At 60.7% G+C, this 17,516-nt stretch carries 10 protein-coding genes and 1 pseudogene; 7 read left to right on the forward strand and 4 right to left on the reverse strand.

The genetic code is table 11. The features are described from left to right. Positions 1-33 precede the first annotated feature (33 nt). Both AC245Y_RS30870 and AC245Y_RS30875 read left to right on the forward strand, forming a co-directional pair. Complete coding sequence (locus AC245Y_RS30870) at positions 34-1,209, forward strand: alpha/beta hydrolase (protein WP_017996340.1); 1,176 nt, start codon at positions 34-36, stop codon at positions 1,207-1,209. A 119-nt stretch (positions 1,210-1,328) separates the two neighbouring features. Further along, entirely contained in the window at positions 1,329-2,810 is a 1,482-nt protein-coding gene (locus tag AC245Y_RS30875; protein ID WP_026157595.1) for an NCS1 family nucleobase:cation symporter-1, read from the forward strand. Between the two features lie 65 nt (positions 2,811-2,875). On the opposite strand, the gene AC245Y_RS30880 is transcribed toward AC245Y_RS30875, so the two are convergent. Continuing rightward, the gene (locus AC245Y_RS30880) at positions 2,876-4,756 is read right to left on the reverse strand and encodes a HAMP domain-containing methyl-accepting chemotaxis protein (protein ID WP_017996338.1); all 1,881 of its coding nucleotides are present in this window, start codon (positions 4,754-4,756) and stop codon (positions 2,876-2,878) included. Positions 4,757-4,883: 127 nt separating this feature from the next. On the opposite strand from AC245Y_RS30880, the pseudogene AC245Y_RS30885 reads away from it, so the two are divergent. Beyond that, positions 4,884-5,079, forward strand: a pseudogene (locus tag AC245Y_RS30885) (DUF4272 domain-containing protein); the annotation flags it as partial. 151 nt (positions 5,080-5,230) lie between these two features. Then, positions 5,231-6,274, forward strand: coding sequence for a magnesium and cobalt transport protein CorA (locus tag AC245Y_RS30890; protein ID WP_003562777.1), 1,044 nt, complete (start codon positions 5,231-5,233; stop codon positions 6,272-6,274). 159 nt (positions 6,275-6,433) lie between these two features. Here the strand turns inward: AC245Y_RS30890 and AC245Y_RS30895 are convergent, their stop codons facing one another. The 3 genes from AC245Y_RS30895 to AC245Y_RS30905 are packed head-to-tail and all read right to left on the reverse strand — an operon-like array spanning position 6,434 to position 8,580. Continuing rightward, positions 6,434-7,204, reverse strand: a complete 771-nt coding sequence (locus AC245Y_RS30895; protein ID WP_017996337.1) for a phosphotransferase enzyme family protein — start codon at positions 7,202-7,204, stop codon at positions 6,434-6,436. Positions 7,205-7,225: 21 nt separating this feature from the next. Beyond that, the gene (locus AC245Y_RS30900; protein ID WP_017996336.1) at positions 7,226-8,107 is read right to left on the reverse strand and encodes an MBL fold metallo-hydrolase; all 882 of its coding nucleotides are present in this window, start codon (positions 8,105-8,107) and stop codon (positions 7,226-7,228) included. Between the two features lie 32 nt (positions 8,108-8,139). Continuing rightward, positions 8,140-8,580, reverse strand: a complete 441-nt coding sequence (locus AC245Y_RS30905; protein WP_003562771.1) for a hypothetical protein — start codon at positions 8,578-8,580, stop codon at positions 8,140-8,142. Between the two features lie 216 nt (positions 8,581-8,796). On the opposite strand from AC245Y_RS30905, the gene AC245Y_RS30910 reads away from it, so the two are divergent. From AC245Y_RS30910 to glgB, 3 genes are read left to right on the forward strand one after another with little or no spacing between them, the layout of a single operon-like run. After that, positions 8,797-12,021, forward strand: coding sequence for an alpha-1,4-glucan--maltose-1-phosphate maltosyltransferase (locus AC245Y_RS30910; protein ID WP_020487089.1), 3,225 nt, complete (start codon positions 8,797-8,799; stop codon positions 12,019-12,021). Continuing rightward, positions 12,022-15,303, forward strand: a complete 3,282-nt coding sequence (treS, locus tag AC245Y_RS30915) for a maltose alpha-D-glucosyltransferase (RefSeq protein WP_017996334.1) — start codon at positions 12,022-12,024, stop codon at positions 15,301-15,303. Continuing rightward, complete coding sequence (gene glgB / locus AC245Y_RS30920; RefSeq protein ID WP_017996333.1) at positions 15,300-17,510, forward strand: 1,4-alpha-glucan branching protein GlgB; 2,211 nt, start codon at positions 15,300-15,302, stop codon at positions 17,508-17,510. The genes treS and glgB overlap by 4 nt, the downstream gene beginning before the upstream one ends. The last annotated feature ends 6 nt before the right edge of the window (positions 17,511-17,516 follow it).

Below are 17,516 nucleotides of genomic sequence, written 5' to 3' on the forward strand. Positions count from 1 at the left end.
GCTGCATGTCCTGGTTTCCGAGGAGAGAGCTCGATGACGGAACAGCGTTTGAATGGGTTTCCGATGGGAGCCAAGGCGATGCTGGTCGCGATCGGCCTGGCGATGCTCGCCGGTTGCGCCACGAGACCATCGCCTGATGTGTTGAACCCGGTCCGTCTGCCGGTTCATCTCCCAGGTCATCTGAATGCATCGCTTCATTCCGATGAAGCCGCTGCGAACCACGTAAACGTGCTCGCTGCGACAAACAGGAGCCCCGACACTGCGCGCGGTGGGTTCGGGAGCGCGTGGGCTGACAATCTCACCTACGAGCAATATGCGTTTTCGGTCCCTCCCAACCGGAAGGACACCGCGATCACATATCCGACCGCGAGACCGGATCCCGAACGGCAATTTGCCGTCATCGGGCGCAAGCAGCTTGCAAAGGCGGCCTTCGTGCAGGCAGCGCTGGGCTCCGTTCAGTCCGACGGCACTGTCGGCATCTTCGTCCATGGCTATAACTATAGCTATCAGGAGGCGCTGTTTCGCACCGCGCAGATCGCTGCGGACGCCAATATTCCGGGCTCTCCGATTCTGTTTTCGTGGCCTTCGGCCGCTGCCGTCGCCGGCTATGTCGCCGACCGCGATGCGGCGCTGTCCTCGCGTAGCGACCTCGATTCGCTTATCACCTCGCTCTCGGCTTCAGGAAAGGTGAAACGCGTCATCCTTTTCGGACACAGCATGGGCGGATTCCTGGTCATGGAGACAGTGCGTGAGCTCAAACTGCAGCATCGCGACGACGTCATCGGTAAACTGGCGGTGATCCTCGCCGCCCCTGACATCGACGTCGATGTTTTCCGGTCGCAGTTGAAGGATATCGGGCGGATGCCGATCCCAATATCCCTTCTCGTTTCGAAGGACGACAGGGCGCTGGTGGCCTCGAGCTTCATAGCCGGAGAGCGGGCGCGGGTCGGACGCCTCGATATCGACGATCCCGTCATCAGGGAGGCTGCCTTGAAGGAAAGGCTTCGGGTCATCGACATCACGTCGATCCAGGCGTCCGACGGGATGGGGCGCTACGCATCGCTCGCCAAGTTCGGCGCGCAGCTTGCCTCCTTCGAAAGTGGGAAGCGTTCGACCGCCGGGGAGGTTGGCGCCTATGTCTTCGATGCCGCCGGCGCCGCGGTCGCAAGTCCATTTCGTCTGGCCGGACGTGTCGTCGGCTCGCAATGAACAGACCGAGGTAAGAGCCGCGCCTCTGGCTAATCCTGAGGCATCGTCAAGAGATGTGCATAATGTGACTATTAAATTGTCAGCTGCACAAATGAAGAGCAGACTTCCGCCTGTGGTCGATTTGGCCTCAAGGATATGGGAGGGCATTCAAGAGCGTACGAAATCCGTCTCCCTCGTTATACAACGAGGATCTTGCACCCGCCGAGGAGCGTAAATGGGGTGCATTCAGCATCTTTAACGTCTGGACATCAGACGTCCATAGCCTATGGGGCTACTATCTGGCGGCGAGCCTGTTCCTGCTGTGCGGCAGCTTCGTCAATTTCGTCATCGCCATCGGTCTCGGATCTCTGGTCATCTTCTGCCTGATGAGCCTGGTCGGCAATGCCGGCGTGCGCACCGGCGTCCCCTTTCCGGTTCTGGCGCGCGCCTCCTTCGGCACATTCGGGGCGAATGTTCCGGCATTGGTCCGGGCGGTGGTCGCCTGCTTCTGGTATGGGGCGCAGACTGCCGCCGCATCCGGCGCAATCGTTGCCTTGCTGATCCGTAACGAGAGCCTGCTCGCCTTTCACCAGAACAGCCACCTGCTCGGCCACTCGACGCTTGAGGTCATTTGCTACGTCATCGTCTGGAGTCTTCAGTTGCTGATCATTCAGCGTGGGATGGAAACGGTTCGCAAGTTCCAGGATTGGGCCGGTCCGGCCGTCTGGATCATGATGTTGATGCTCGCGGTCTATCTGGTCGTCAAGTCAGGCACTTTCTCCTTCGGGTCCGAAATCCCGCGCGATGTGCTGATCGAAAAGACCAAGGATGCGGGCGTGCCAGGCGAGCCTGGTTCGATTGCAGCCCTTGCTGCCGTAGCCGCCACCTGGATCACTTATTTCGCAGCGCTCTACCTGAATTTCTGCGATTTTTCGCGCTACGCAACGAGCGAAAAGGCGCTCAAAAAGGGCAATCTTTGGGGGCTTCCGATCAACCTCCTGGCGTTCTGCCTCGTCGCAGGCGTGACGACCACCGCCGCCTTCACCGTCTACGGAGAGGTGCTGCTGCATCCGGAACAGATATCGGCGAAATTCGACAGCTGGTTCCTGGCGCTGCTGGCCGCGCTGACATTCGCGATCGCAACGCTCGGCATCAACGTCGTGGCGAATTTCGTGTCGCCGGCCTTCGACTTTTCCAATGTCTTCCCACGCCAGATCAACTTCAAACGCGGGGGATATATCGCCGCCCTGATCGCCCTCGTGTTGTACCCGTTTGCTCCATGGGAGACGGGTGCTGCGCATTTCGTCAATTTCATCGGATCGACGATGGGGCCGATCTTCGGCATCATGATGGTGGATTACTATCTCATCCGGAGAAGCCAGCTGAACGTCGAGGCGCTCTATCACGAGAATGGCGAGTTCCGGTTCCAGAGCGGATGGCACGGCAATGCCTTCATCGCATTTGCGGTGGGCGTGCTGTTCTCCTCGATCCTGCCGACCTTCACCACCATCCTTCCGGACTGGTGGGGAACCTACGGTTGGTTCTTCGGCGTCGCCATCGGCGGAGCGATCTACTTCGTGTTGAGAATGGGCGCGCGGCGTAATCCGGCCTTCGCGTCCTGACAGAATGAAAGGCGCCCGGCAATTGCCGGGCGCCTTTCATGTCGGATTTCCTGCTGCGGCCTGTTTCAGCGCCGAGCGGCAACCGCATGCATGGCCGGACGGGCCGTGGGCTGCGCCATCGTTCTCGCCGTCGAACGAAGGGCCGAGGACTGACTGACCGCATCGTCGAGCCTGAACTGGGCGATGAGTTCGCGAAGCTTCTGGGCTTCCTGCGCGAGCGAATCGGATGCCGCAGTCGACTGTTGCACCATGGTGGCGTTCTGCTGCGTGGTCTGGTCCATCCGGTTGACCGCGACGTTGACTTCGCTGAGTCCGATGGACTGCTCTTTCGCAGAGGTGGCGATCGAATCCATATGGTGATTGATCTGGGTGATGAAGCCGCCGATGGTCTTCAAGGCCTGGCCGGTATCGCGCACCAGCTTGACCCCGCCTTCCACCTCCTTCGAGGAGTTCTGGATCAGGCCCTTGATTTCCTTGGCAGCACTTGCCGAACGCTGGGCAAGTTCGCGCACTTCCTGTGCGACGACGGCGAAGCCCTTGCCGGCCTCGCCGGCTCTTGCCGCTTCCACGCCGGCATTCAACGCAAGAAGGTTGGTCTGGAACGCGATTTCGTCGATGACGCTGATGATGTTGGAAATCTGCTGTGACGAGGTTTCGATGCGTTCCATAGCCTCTTCGGCGTGGGAAACGACCTCCGCGGAGACCCCGGCGCTGCGATTTGCCTCCGTGGCCACCGTGCGCGTCTCTTCGGTTCGCTTGCTGGAGTTTGACACGTTCGCCGTGATCTCCTCCAGTGCGGCGGCCGTCTCTTCGAGCGAAGCCGCCTGTTGCTCCGTGCGCTTTGCAAGATCGCTTGCCCCGGAGGAAATTTCCCGCGTGCCTCCGTCGATCGTGCCGATGCTGTCGGAAATTGCTCTCAGAGTCGCGCCGAGCTGGGTGACGGACTGGTTGAAATCATGGCGAAGCGCCTCGAAGTCGGGCGCGAAGGTCTCGTTGAGCTGGAAGGCGAGATCGCCTCCTGCAAGCCGTTTCAAACCGGCGGCAAGACCCGAGGTAGCGATGCGTAGCCGCTCCGAGGCGTCAGCTTCCGCCTGCTGCTGGGCGGCAAGACGATCGGCCTCCGCCCTGTTGCGGTTTTCGTCGGCTTCGATTGCCATCCGCTTGTTGGTGATCGCGGCCTGGCGGAAGATTTCCACTGCTCCCGCCATCGATCCGATTTCGTCGGCGCGGTCGGCATACGGAATCACCGATCCGGTATCTCCCTCGGCCAGCCGCCGCATCGCGGCGGTGATGCCGGTAACCGGATTGGCAATGCCGGCCAGCACGAAGACGACGGCGCCGAGAACGAGCAATCCGGCAAAGCCGATCGCGGCAAACAGTTCGAATTCTATCGAGGCGAAGGCCTCCTTGCTGAGTTCGGCGGCCTTGTTGCTGCCGCTGACGTTCAGTTCGACCAGGGCTGCCGTGGCTTCCTTGAGCTTATCCGAATAGGAGCGCATCTCGCCCCCCAGATATTGCCCGGCTTCTTCGGTCTTGTTGGCCCGGGAAAGGACGAGCAGTTGCGAGCTGCTGGTGATATAGCCACCAACGCTCTCCTTTATCGTCTTGATCAATTCGCGCTCGTGGTCGGATGACGCCAGCGAAAGATAGGCGTCTACCGATTTGCCAACCGAATCTTCGGCGACTTTGATGGCGTCTTCGCGCGTTTTCTTTTCTGCATCCGACTGCGCGATGATGTGATCGCGGTAGGCGAGGCGCAAATTCGTCATGGCGAGATTGATCGCCTGCGACGCCTGCACGCTCGGTAGCCAGTTGGTCGCAATTTCTTCGGTGGAGCCGTTCGTCTTTTGAAGACCGTCGACTGCGAGATAGGCGACAAGCCCGAAAAGAAGAGCTATGCCGGTGAAAATCAACAGCAAACTCGATTTTATGTTTGGACGACGCATTGAAAGTCCCCATCGAACGTCCGGCTTCGTACCGGATTGGCCCAAGGACTTTTGTATCGAAAAAAATTTAACGATTTGTTCCGTATGTAAAAACGTCGTTTACCAGTTTTCCGGAAAGCCGCTGTCGCCTTCGATTGCGAACACGCTGCGTGAACTGGGGACGGACGGACTGATGCGCCGTGCCAAGCTGCGCCCGCACAAAGAGCTGCTCGACGCTGCCGACCTCATTTACCGCTACGAGAGGGCAGCAACGCCACTACGCCCTCAACTGGCTGATTGGTTACATGGACCAGGATTGGGACGATATTTCCACAGACACGTGATGCCGCCTCGCGGCATGTTAACCCGATTAGACCCCCGCGCCGACGCGGTGATGCATGTTTTACGAAATAGCATTATGATCGGTCGAGCGCCTGACCGGCGGAGGGGCTGGCTGCGGATATGTGATCCGCGCGGAATGGAGGACGGCAGGATTTGGAACGTCTGAAGGATCTGGATAGTGCTCTCGCGCGAGAAGGTGGCGGTTCCACATCGCCTCCGTATGAACGGCCCGGCGTCGTGGCTGCCGCCGTTTACCAGCATGGGCAACGCATTCGCGACATCAGGATAGAAGAGGCCGGCGAGTGGCGAAGCCGGGAGAATGCCATCGTCTGGATCGGCCTGCACGAGCCGGATGAAGTGCTGCTGCATCAGGTCCAGGCCGAGTTTAATCTCCATGCCTTGGCGATCGAGGACGCGGCACAGCCGCACCAGCGCCCGAAGCTGGAGATTTACGGGGACGCTATGTTCATCGTCGCCCGGACCGCCCATATGAAGGATGACGAAATCATCTTCGGCGAAACGCATTTGTTTGTCGGTCGCGGTTATGTCGTCTCCGTTCGCCACGGGGATTCGTCTTCCTATCTGGCGGTGCGGCAGCGGTGCGAGGCCACGCCGGCAGCACTGGCCCACGGCGAGAATTATATTCTCTATTCCATCCTCGATTTCATCGTCGACAACTACATGCCTGTCATCGAGGTTGTGCAGGAGGAGGTCGAGAAGCTCGAGGATCTGGTGCTGCGCGAACAGCTGGAAAAGTCCGACATCGAGCGGCTTTACCTGCTGCGGCGCAAGCTGCTGCGGCTGCGCAATGCCGTGGTGCCGCTCGTGGACGTCTGCCGGCGGTACGAGCACATCGATCTACCCGGCATGGACCCGACGCTGCAGTCGCTGTTTCGCGATGTGACCGATCACGTGCGCCGGGTTCAGGAAGATATCGATGCGTTGCGCGAGGTCCTTGCCTTCGCCTTCGAGGCCAGCGTGATGATCGGCCAGACGGAGCAGACGGCGATCGCCCGCAAGCTCGCCGCCTGGGCGGCAATCCTCGCCGTTCCCACCGCGATCGCCGGTATCTACGGGATGAACTTCAGCGATATGCCGGAACTGAAAACCCAGTACGGCTATTTCGTCGTACTCGGCGTCATCGTCACCTTGTGCCTGGGCCTCTTCGGTTTCTTCCGTCGGAAGAAGTGGCTCTAAAGCGCGTCGCGACCTTTCAGATTCGCTCTTCGCGCTTTAGGTCTTTGTTATTGCGCATGTCATTATCGCAAAACCGCCGCACATTGCGCGACATCCTCTAGATATGTGACGCAGGGGGCGGGTATGCGGCAGACGGACATCCTGCTTGGCAAAGGCGCGTCAGCACAGGGCGTTTAGCAGTCGATCCCGATGCCTTCTGATATAGTCGATATCGCTCAAATACAGCCGGGCGTCTCCTGCAGCCGCGTCCTCCACGAATGTCTCATCTCCGGCCACGGCATTTACCAGCATGAAATCGACGAGCGCCTGAAGCCGCCGGCAGATCATCTCGGGGAGCTGGAGCCGGTCTTCCCCTGTCGCCCCATATGCCGTGCAGAAGATTTCCGCCCGGCGCAACTGATCGTCGAGGCCGAAGGTCACGTGCGGATTGGCGGGATCGGAAAGCGGCGCCCAGCGGTAAACCGAATAGGCCAGATCCCATAAGCGCGGTGCCGGATGGGCTGTATCGAAATCGATGATCCCGACAGCCTCATCGTCTGCCGTAGCAATGTTGTAGGGCGCATAATCTCCATGGCATACGATCTCGCACGGTTCCCGCGGCGGCAGCATCCATGTCTGGATCTCGCGGTCCGATTCGAGAAACCCTTGAGATGCCGAATGAAAATCGCGCAGGAGCTTGGCTGCGGAAAGCAGCATGCGCTCCGATCCGACAAACCGGTCGCCCAAATCTTCGCAGACGCGCCCGCTGACATAACTGACGACTTCCTGGTTCCCGGCTATCTCCACAGGATCCGGCGCTCCCAGAAAGCCTCTGCTCCTGAGATGGCGCAAAAACCGGTGCACCGTCGGCGTCCATGCGCCGGAAGGCCTGATCACGGTGTTGCCGTCACGCCAGATCTGCCCGGCTCGTCCGCCCTCCAATGGTTCCATTTTTGGCCTCCTGAAGTCTCTCTAGGCGAATTTCAGTTTTTCGAGATGGGCCTGAACCGTCGCGCCAAGGTTTGTCTCATGGAACTGCCGATAGAATGCCGCCGTGTCGGAAGCCATTCCGTCGGGGATGAGGACGAAGTCTTCCAACCGCAGGCCGCTTGAACTGCCGAGTTGCGGGTCCGCCAGCTGGCTCTCGCTCATACTGCCGACCCGATCGGCCAAGGCTTGGAAATAGGCGAGGTTGTCATCCACCGCCGAAGGGGAGTGCGTCCGGCCGTGCGCAGGGATGACCAGTCTTGCATTGAGGTCACGGATCCGCTCGAGCGAGGAACGGATCAAGCGAAGGTCGCCTGCATTTTTGCTCCAGACTTCGGGGATCGGGTATTCCACTGCGTCGACGGCCAGGCAGACGCGAAGTTCCGGAATCCATACGGCGATATGGTCGGGCGTGTGTCCCGCTGTATGAATGAGCTCCAGCGTCAGATCGCCGCCGTTGAGGGTCATAGAGGCGGAGAAGGTGATATCGGGACCGATAAGGTCGAGGTTCCGAAACCTCGACTCCTGGCTCGCCTTGTCCCTCAGGACCTCGCGTGCGGAAGGGGCGCGCAAACGGTCGAGCGCGGCGGCATGCGCGATAATGGGCGCGCGCCCGGCAATGGCGGCATTTCCCCAGAAATGATCCCAATCCATGTGCGAATTGACGACGATCAGCGGACGAGCGTTCGTCTGTGCCTCGAGCAGGTTCAGTGCCGCCATGCAGAGTTCGGGCGTTCCGAGCGTATCGATCAGCACATTGAACCTCTCGGTCCGGACGAACACGGCATCAACTTCGTCCCCCGCCCTGACGATCACGATACGATCATCGAGTTCGGGATATGAACACAACTCCACCGATGGATTCATGTCTGGTCGCCTCTATTGCAATCGCAGTGATTTCATTCGGATACATCAAGTCCCGTTCGGGCGCCTGCTCTTTCAGAGGGTGCCGAGCTTCCCGCCTGAATTGGCTTCCGCTCTACCGGAACATGGACATTCCAACGTCTCATCACGGTGTTCGGCACCGCGGCAGTGCATGTGACCATCACGCTCAATTTCGAGCGGCCATTACTCTTCGGCGTCCACCGTGTTTCGAGCGGGACTGCACATCGGGGAACCAGCGTCTTCAGGTTCGGCTCCAGCACGTCCCATTGCGGATGCCCCTTGGCGTTCTCGTGCGCAATGAAGCGCTTGGCCTCCTCGCGGATTTCGAACAGGCCATGGGTGTGCTCAGTGGAGCGATCGGTCTCGATGCTCCAGGAAGCGAGGCACAGCGCGCAAGCCGACAGGGCGGCGCTAAGGAGTGTCGATCGAAGCAATGGTGTGCCGTGAGCCGCCATGGCTCACCCTTCCGGGAAGCGGAAGACTATCCAAAGACGGCACGAAACTTCAAGGCCCATCTGCGGAAGCGGCGCCTTTGTTGCGCGAATGGAGCGCGTCCCATCGATCCTGCGCGAGTGCAGCCGGCGATGTCTGGTGCATCGTCACTGGAACTTTCGGTGGAACAACCTCCGGCAACAGAAGTTTGCCTTCAAAGCAAACTCGAGCGGCGGCCGATGTCATTCTCTCCAAACCAGGGTGTGTTGAGCACCCCACCCCGGATCTATTATGTCAATCCACTCCTTCTTCAGGGTATCGATGCATGGCGCGAGGTTTTCGACCATGCGGCGGATACCGGTTTTGACCGCGTACTGACGGCACCTCTCTTCGACCGGGGCGGGGAGCGCAGCATCTTTGCCTCCCAGGATCTGAAGCGCCTTGATCCGCAACTGTCGCTCGGAAGCGCGGTCGAAAATGGGGTGGGACGCCTAGCGGAGGCCGCCCGTAAGAGCGGCGTCGCCTTGATGATGGACCTGATGCTCGACGGCAAGGCCCGGGATCTCAAGGTGGGCTTTCACCCTGTCGATCCGAGACGCTCGCCATTGGATCCGGCAGAGCCGATGACTGCGATGGAGGCGGAGTCTCAATCCCGGCTGTTGGAAGAATGGACAGAACGGCTGCGGGGGCTGGCCGGTCTTGGCCTCTCCGGCTATCGGGCGCTCGGGATCGATCGCATTGGGCCGGCGGTTTTCAAATCGCTGATTTCGGCGGTGCGCGAGAAGACGGACGCGCAATTCCTTGCCTGGACGCCCGGCACTGATTTCGGCGTGAGGGACGCGGTCAAGAATACAGGCTTCGATGGATGTTTTTCATCGATGGCCTGGTGGGATTTTGACGAGAGATGGTTCATCGAAGAACACCGGGTCCAGAAGCCGCTCGGCTGGCAGATCGCTTTTCCGGAACCGCCCTTCGGCAGGCGTATCGCCCACGGAACCGAGAGCCGCGAAATCCTCGAACGGCGCGCCGTTAGGGCGCTACGCCTTGCCGCCTCGCTCGGCGGCGGCCTGATGGTTCCGATGGGCTTCGAATATGGCGCAGCCACGCCGCTCGATCCGACCCATGGGAATGGAACGGGTTTGCGGGGACTGCGCCATGATCTGGCTTTCGATATCTCCTCCGAAATTCGCCTTGCGAACACCGAGATCAGCAAGGAACCCCATGCACTTGCCTCATCGCTTCGGCTCATCCGCAACGCCAACGGACCGGTCTCGGCGCTGCTGCAATCGGCGGCGGAAGACCCTCGCAGCGCCGAAAATGTGCGGTTCATCCTGCTCAACAGGGACCTTCGCAAAAGTGCGCCCGCTCCGGTAACAGCACTGCGCGAAGCGGGCTCCGGTTTCCTTCCCGTCGCAGCCGACGGCACGGTTCTGCGGCTGCGGGCAGGGGAGACCCTTGTCGTCGAAGGCAAGGCGCCGGCGCCGATCACATCGCGGCCAATCCTCGACGTCGCGCAGGCGATAGCTTCACCCCGACTCGCCATCGAAAATATCCTGCCGCGGGTCGACGACGGGCGCTTTCCTGTCAAACGGGTGGTCGGCGACATCCTCACCGTCGAGGCCGATATATTCGCCGACGGCCACGACCCGATCGCCGTGGTCCTGCTCTGGCGGCCGCTCGATGCGGCGGACTGGAACGAGACGGAGATGCAGCTGGTCGAAAACGACCGCTGGCGCGCCGAATTCCTGCTGGAGCGCATCGGACGCTATGAGTTTGCCGTCGAGGCATGGAAGAACCCGTTTGCGATCTTTCGCTACGAGTTGACAAAGAAGAACGATGCCAGGCTGGACCTGAAGCTCGAACTCCAGGAGGGATTGAACCTCATCCGCTCGGCTGAGGTGCATGCCGGCGCAACGCTCAATGCCGAATTGAAGGCCCTTGGTGATAGTCTCGAAGGGGCGTCCGATACCGAGCGCACGGCGATACTGCTCGATGCCGGAACATCCGAATTGATGAACAAGGCGGACAACAGGCCGTTTCGGCTTCGCTCGACGGCAAGCGCCGTCGATGCCGAACGCAAGGAGGCCGCCTTTGCCAGCTGGTACCAGATCTTCCCGCGCTCGCAGAGCGGCGATCCGGACCGGCACGGCACCTTCGACGACGTCATCCCGCGACTGCCCGCCATCCGCGACATGGGCTTCGACGTGCTCTATTTCCCACCGATTCATCCGATCGGCTCGACCAACCGGAAAGGTCGCAACAACACCCTGAAAGCTGCGCCGGGCGACCCCGGAAGTCCCTATGCCATCGGCTCCGAGGACGGCGGCCATGACGCCATCCATCCCGAGCTCGGCGAGTTCGAGGATTTCCGCCGGCTGGTCGAGGAAGCCGGCCGGCATGGCCTGGAGATTGCTCTCGACCTCGCGATCCAGGCGTCGCCGGATCACCCCTGGCTGAAGGAGCATCCCGGCTGGTTCGACTGGCGCCCCGACGGCACGATCAAATATGCTGAAAACCCGCCCAAGAAATACGAGGACATCGTCAACGTCGATTTCTACACGAAAGACGCGCTGCCTTCATTATGGGTGGAGCTCAGGGATGTCGTCCAGCTTTGGGTGAACCAGGGCGTCAAGCTGTTTCGCGTCGACAATCCGCACACAAAGCCATTTCCGTTCTGGGAATGGCTGATCGGCGATATCAGGGGCCGTCATCCCGACGTCGTCTTCCTGTCGGAAGCCTTCACCAAGCCGAAGGTGATGTACCGCCTGGCAAAGATCGGCTTCTCCCAATCCTATACCTACTTCACCTGGCGCAATGCCAAGTGGGAGCTCGAGCAATATATGCGGGAGCTGACCGAGACGGCGCCGAAGGAATTCTTCCGCCCGCATTTCTTCGTCAACACGCATGATATCAATCCGGATTTCCTGCAGAACGCGCCGCGCCCGGCCTTTCTGATCCGCGCAGCACTTGCCGCTACCCTGTCGGGATTGTGGGGCGTTTATAACGGTTTCGAACTTTGCGAGGGGCGTCCCGATGCCAAGCGCAAGGAGTATGCCGACAGCGAGAAATACGAAATCCGCGCCTGGGACTACGATCGGCCGGGCAATATCATCGCCGAAATCAGGACGCTCAATCGCATCCGCAACGAAAACACCGCGCTGCATTCGCATCTCGGGCTGACGCTGCTGAATGCGCGAAATGACAATATCCTGTTTTTCGAGAAGGCGAGCCGTGCCCGCGACAATGTCCTGCTGATCGCCATCAGCCTCGATCCCCACAATTTCCAGCAGAGCGACGTCGAGCTGCCGCTCTGGCAGTGGTCGCTGGGCGACGGCGGCACGCTGGATGTCGAAGATCTGATCGGCGGGCATCGTTTCAAGTGGACCGGCAAATGGCAGAGCATCAGTCTCAATCCTGAGGTCCTGCCCTATGCGATCTGGCGTATTCGCTCAACGGAGGCATGAATGGACACGATGAATGCAGATAGCGCGTCGCAGCCGCTCTGGTACAAGGATGCAATCATCTACCAGCTGCACATCAAGTCGTTCTACGACGCCAATGGTGACGGGGTCGGCGACTTTGCCGGCTTGCACCAGAAGCTCGATCACATCGCAGCCCTCGGCGTCAATGCCATCTGGCTTTTGCCTTTCTTTCCCTCTCCGCGTCGAGACGACGGCTACGACATCGCCGACTATGGCAGCGTCAGCCCCGATTACGGGACGGTGGAGGATTTCCGGGCTTTCGTCGACGCCGCCCACCAGCGCAATATCCGCGTCATCATCGAGCTCGTCATCAACCACACTTCCGATCAGCATCCCTGGTTCCAGCGCGCCCGCCAGGCGCCGGCAGGCTCGCCCGAGCGCGACTTCTATGTCTGGTCCGATACCGATCAGAAATTTCCGGAAACGCGCATTATTTTCATCGATACGGAAAAATCCAACTGGACATGGGACGCGGTCGCCGGCGCCTACTACTGGCACCGCTTCTATTCCCATCAACCCGACCTCAATTTCGACAGCCCTCTCGTCATGGAGGAATTGCTGAGGGTGATGCGTTTCTGGCTGGAAACCGGCATCGACGGGTTTCGTCTCGACGCTATACCTTACCTCGTCGAGCGCGAGGGGACGATCAACGAAAATCTGCCGGAAACCCACGCAATCCTCAAACGCATACGCGCCGCGCTCGATGCCACCCATCCCGGCGTGATGCTGCTTGCCGAGGCCAATCAATGGCCGGAGGACACGCGCGAATATTTCGGAGACGGCGACGAATGCCACATGGCCTTCCACTTTCCGCTGATGCCGCGCATGTATATGGCGATCGCCAAGGAGGACCGGTTTCCGATCACCGATATCCTGCGCCAGACGCCGGAGATTCCCGACAACTGCCAATGGGCGATCTTCCTTCGCAACCACGACGAGCTGACGCTTGAAATGGTGACCGACGCCGAGCGGGATTATCTCTGGGAGACCTATGCATCCGACAAACGTGCCCGCATCAATCTCGGCATAAGGCGGCGCCTAGCGCCGTTGATGGAGCGCGACCGCCGGCGGATCGAGCTGATGAACGCGCTTCTTCTGTCGATGCCGGGAACGCCAGTGATCTATTATGGCGACGAGATCGGCATGGGCGACAATATCTATCTCGGCGACCGGGATGGGGTGAGGACGCCGATGCAATGGTCTCCGGACCGCAATGGAGGTTTCTCCAGGGCAGATCCGGCGCGTCTCGTCCTGCCGCCCGTCGCTGACCCGCTCTACGGTTTCGAGGCCGTCAACGTCGAGGCGCAGAGCACGGACGCGCATTCGCTGCTCAATTGGACGCGCAGAATGTTGGCGTTGCGCGGCAGGCATCCGGCCTTCGGACGTGGCACGCTGCGGTTTCTTTCACCGGAAAATCGCAAGATCCTTGCCTATCTCAGGGAGTATGAAGGCGAGGTATTGCTTTGTGTTGCAAGTCTCTCGCGCCTGCCCCAGGCCGTCGAACTCGACTTGTCGAGCTTCGAGGGGCGCGTGCCCATTGAACTGACCGGCATGTCGCCGTTTCCGCCGATCGGCCAGTTGACCTATCTTCTGACCCTGCCGCCCTACGGTTTCTTCTGGTTCCAGCTGACGGCTGATGCCGACCCGCCGGCGTGGCGCACCGCCCCGCCCGAACAGCTTCCTGATCTGTTGACGATGGTCATCCGGCGTAGCCTGCTCGACCTCGTGGACGAACCGGGCCATGCACGCATCCTGAGCGGCGAAATCTTGCCCGCCTATCTCTCCAGGCGGCGATGGTTCGGGGCAAAGGACCAGCCGCTTCAGGCCGCCCGACTGGTCTCCGCGACACCAATCCCATTCGCCGACGGCGTCGTCCTCGGCGAGCTGGAGGTCGTGCTGCCGAACCACAGCGAATCCTACCAACTGCCGCTCACGGTCGCCTGGGACGATGCCCACCCTTCCGCGCTTGCCCAGCAGCTTGCGCTTGGGAGGATTCGCCAAGGTAGACGCGTCGGTTTCCTCACAGATGGATTTGCCGTGGAGCCAATGGCGCGCGGCATTCTGCACGGACTTCGCGACCGCTCGCGCACCACCGGCCGGACCGGCACGCTCGAATTCCTTGGGACAGAACAGCTCGACAGTCTCGATATTTCGGACGAGCTGCCGGTGCATTGGCTATCGGCTGAACAATCCAACAGCTCGCTGCTCGTCGGCGACGTAGCGATGATCAAACTGATCAGGCACATCTTCCCGGGCATCCATCCGGAAGTGGAGATGACGCGCTATCTCACCCGCGCCGGCTATGACCACACAGCGCCCCTGCTCGGCGAGGTCGCGCATACCGATTCCAGAGGACGCCGTTCGACCTTGATCATCGTCCAGGGCGCGATCCGCAATCAGGGCGACGCCTGGAACTGGATGCTGAACAATCTGCGCCGCGGGGCCGACGAACTGGTGCTGAACGATCCGGCGGTCCAACCAGACGACGACGTTTTCCAGTCGCTGATCAGCTTCGTCGCGATGGTCGGCCTCAGGCTCGGTGAGCTGCATGTCGTGCTCGCTGCGAAGACCGGGGACGAGGCCTTCAGCCCGGTGGTATCAGGCGACAAAGAGGTCGAGGCGATGAAGAAGGCCGTTTCCGGCGAGGTAGCCTATGCCATGTCGAAGCTTGACGAACGCGAGCAGAATGCCGACCCTGCAATCGACCTGCTGGCGGCCCCGCTTCTCGAGCGCCGCTCCGAACTCGCAGAGCTCGCCGGGACGCTGGCGGAAAGCTGCCGCCATACGCTGATGACACGCACGCATGGCGACTTCCATCTTGGCCAGATCCTTGTCAGCGAGGGTGATGCCGTCATCATCGACTTCGAGGGCGAGCCTGCGAAAAATCTGACCGAGCGCCGCGCCAAGACAAACCCGCTGCGCGATGTCGCCGGGCTTTTGAGGTCGCTGAGCTACCTCGTGGCCACCGCGCAGCTCGATAATGACGCGGTCATCGAACACGACAACGAGGTCCGCCGCGAGGCGATCGCCCGCTTCGGGCGCAATGCCGAGGAGGCCTTTCTGGATGCCTACTGGCAGGCGGTCTCCGTATCGAAGGAGCTTGACATGCCACCCGATCAAAGACGCAGGGTTCTCGATGCTTTTCTTCTCGAAAAGGCCGCCTACGAGATCGCCTATGAGGCTCGCAACAGGCCGAAATGGCTGCCGATCCCGCTATCTGGCCTTACCGAAATCGTATCGCGTCTGGCGGGGGTCACGGCATGAATGTTGAGCGCTCGGAACTTCTGGCGGGCATCGGCCAGGATGCGCTATGGGCCTTGATCGACGGGCGCCATGGCGATCCTTTTTCGATCCTCGGTCCCCACCAAACCGGCGGCATGACGATCGTGCGGGCCTATCTGCCCGGAGCGGAAGCTGTCGATCTCATCGAGGCAGCGACCGGTCGGGTGGTGACGCCGTTCAGCATCGCCCATCCGTCCGGCCTGTTCGCGGCAGCAGCCGCGTCGAGGACGGGATACCGGCTGCGGATCACATGGCCGGATGCCGTGCAGATCACCGAGGATCCCTACAGTTTCGGCCTGCTGCTCGGAGAGCTCGACCTTCATCTGATATCGGAGGGCACCCATTATAGTCTGAGCCGGACGCTTGGCGCAGTTGATATGTCGATCGACGGGATATCGGGTGTTCGTTTCGCCGTCTGGGCACCGAATGCGCGCCGCGTCTCGGTGGTCGGCGACTTCAATGCCTGGGATGGGCGGCGAAATCCGATGCGGCTGAGACCGTCGGCGGGCGTCTGGGAGCTGTTTATTCCGCGCCTCGCCCCCGGCGAAAGATACAAGTTCGAGATCGTCGATGCACAAGGGACTTGCCTGCCGCAGAAGGCCGATCCGGTGGCCAGGGCGAGCGAGGCCGCCCCTTCGACCGCTTCCATTGTCGCATCGTCGACGCCGTTTCGATGGACCGATGACGGTTGGATGAAGGGACGGTCCCGGCAAGACAGACTGGAGGGCGCCTTCTCCGTCTATGAAGTGCACGTCGGCTCCTGGCTTCGCGACCAAAAGGATGGCAACAGGTCGCTCGACTGGGTGGAACTCAGCCAGCGGCTGGTTCCTTATGTCAGCGACATGGGCTTTACCCATATCGAGATGCTTCCGATCATGGAGCATCCGTTCGGCGGTTCCTGGGGATATCAGCCGCTTGGCCTGTTCGCTCCGACCGGCCGATATGGGACGCCTGAGGATTTCGCCTATTTCATCGACCGGTGCCATGGCGCCGGGCTCGGCGTCATCCTCGACTGGGTGCCGGCCCATTTTCCTACAGACGTCTGGGGGCTTGCCCGCTTTGACGGCAGCGCGCTCTACGAGCACGAAGACCCGCGCGAAGGCTTTCACCGCGACTGGAACACGCTGATCTACAATCTCGGCCGCAAAGAGGTGAAAGGATTCCTGATTGCCAGCGCGCTGGAATGGCTGGAGCGCTACCATATCGACGGTTTGCGGGTCGATGCCGTGGCTTCGATGCTTTACCGCGACTATAGCCGCAACGAGGGCGAATGGATCCCCAACCAATATGGTGGTCGCGAGAATCTGGAAGCGGTCGAATTCTTCAAACACCTGAACAGCATCATTCACGAGCGCTGCCCGCACGCGATGACGATCGCCGAGGAATCGACGGCCTGGCCCGGGGTGACAAAGCCGCCGGAGCAGGGGGGGCTGGGCTTCGACATCAAATGGAACATGGGCTGGATGCATGACAGCCTGAGCTACATCGAGAAGGATCCGATTTACCGCAGTTACGCCCATGGCACGATGACCTTCGGCATGATCTATGCCTATTCCGAACACTTCATTCTGCCGATTTCACATGACGAGGTCGTCTACGGAAAGGGCTCGCTGCTGGCGAAAATGCCGGGCGACGAATGGCAGAAGTTCGCCAATCTGCGCAGCTATCTCGCCTTCATGTGGGGTCATCCCGGCAAAAAGCTCTTGTTCATGGGGAGCGAAATCGCCCAGCCTGGCGAGTGGAACCATGATGGGTCGGTGACCTGGGATGTGCTGGACCGGCCTCAGCATGTCGGCATTCAGCGGCTGGTGAAGGATCTAAACGGCCTTTACGCGGACGAGCCGGCATTGCAGTTCGGTGACTTTCATCCCGAGGGTTTCGAATGGGCGGCAGCCGACGACGCCGTCAATTCCGTCCTCGGCATGCTGCGGTATGCGCCCGATCGCGCTTCACCGGTGCTGGTCATGTCGAATTTCACGCCGGTGCCACGTTACGGCTACAGGATCGGCGTGCCCAGCGACGGTGTCTGGATCGAGAAGATGACGACGGATGCGCGGGAATATGGCGGCTCGGGCCTGGTCAATGGCGCGGTGTCGACTGAGCCCGTACCCGCCCACGGCAGGCCCGTCTCCCTGTCGCTGACCCTGCCGCCGCTATCGACGATTTTTCTGCAGGGGCCGTCGCCTTGACGGCGC

This window comes from Rhizobium sp. SRDI943, from assembly GCF_057653695.1.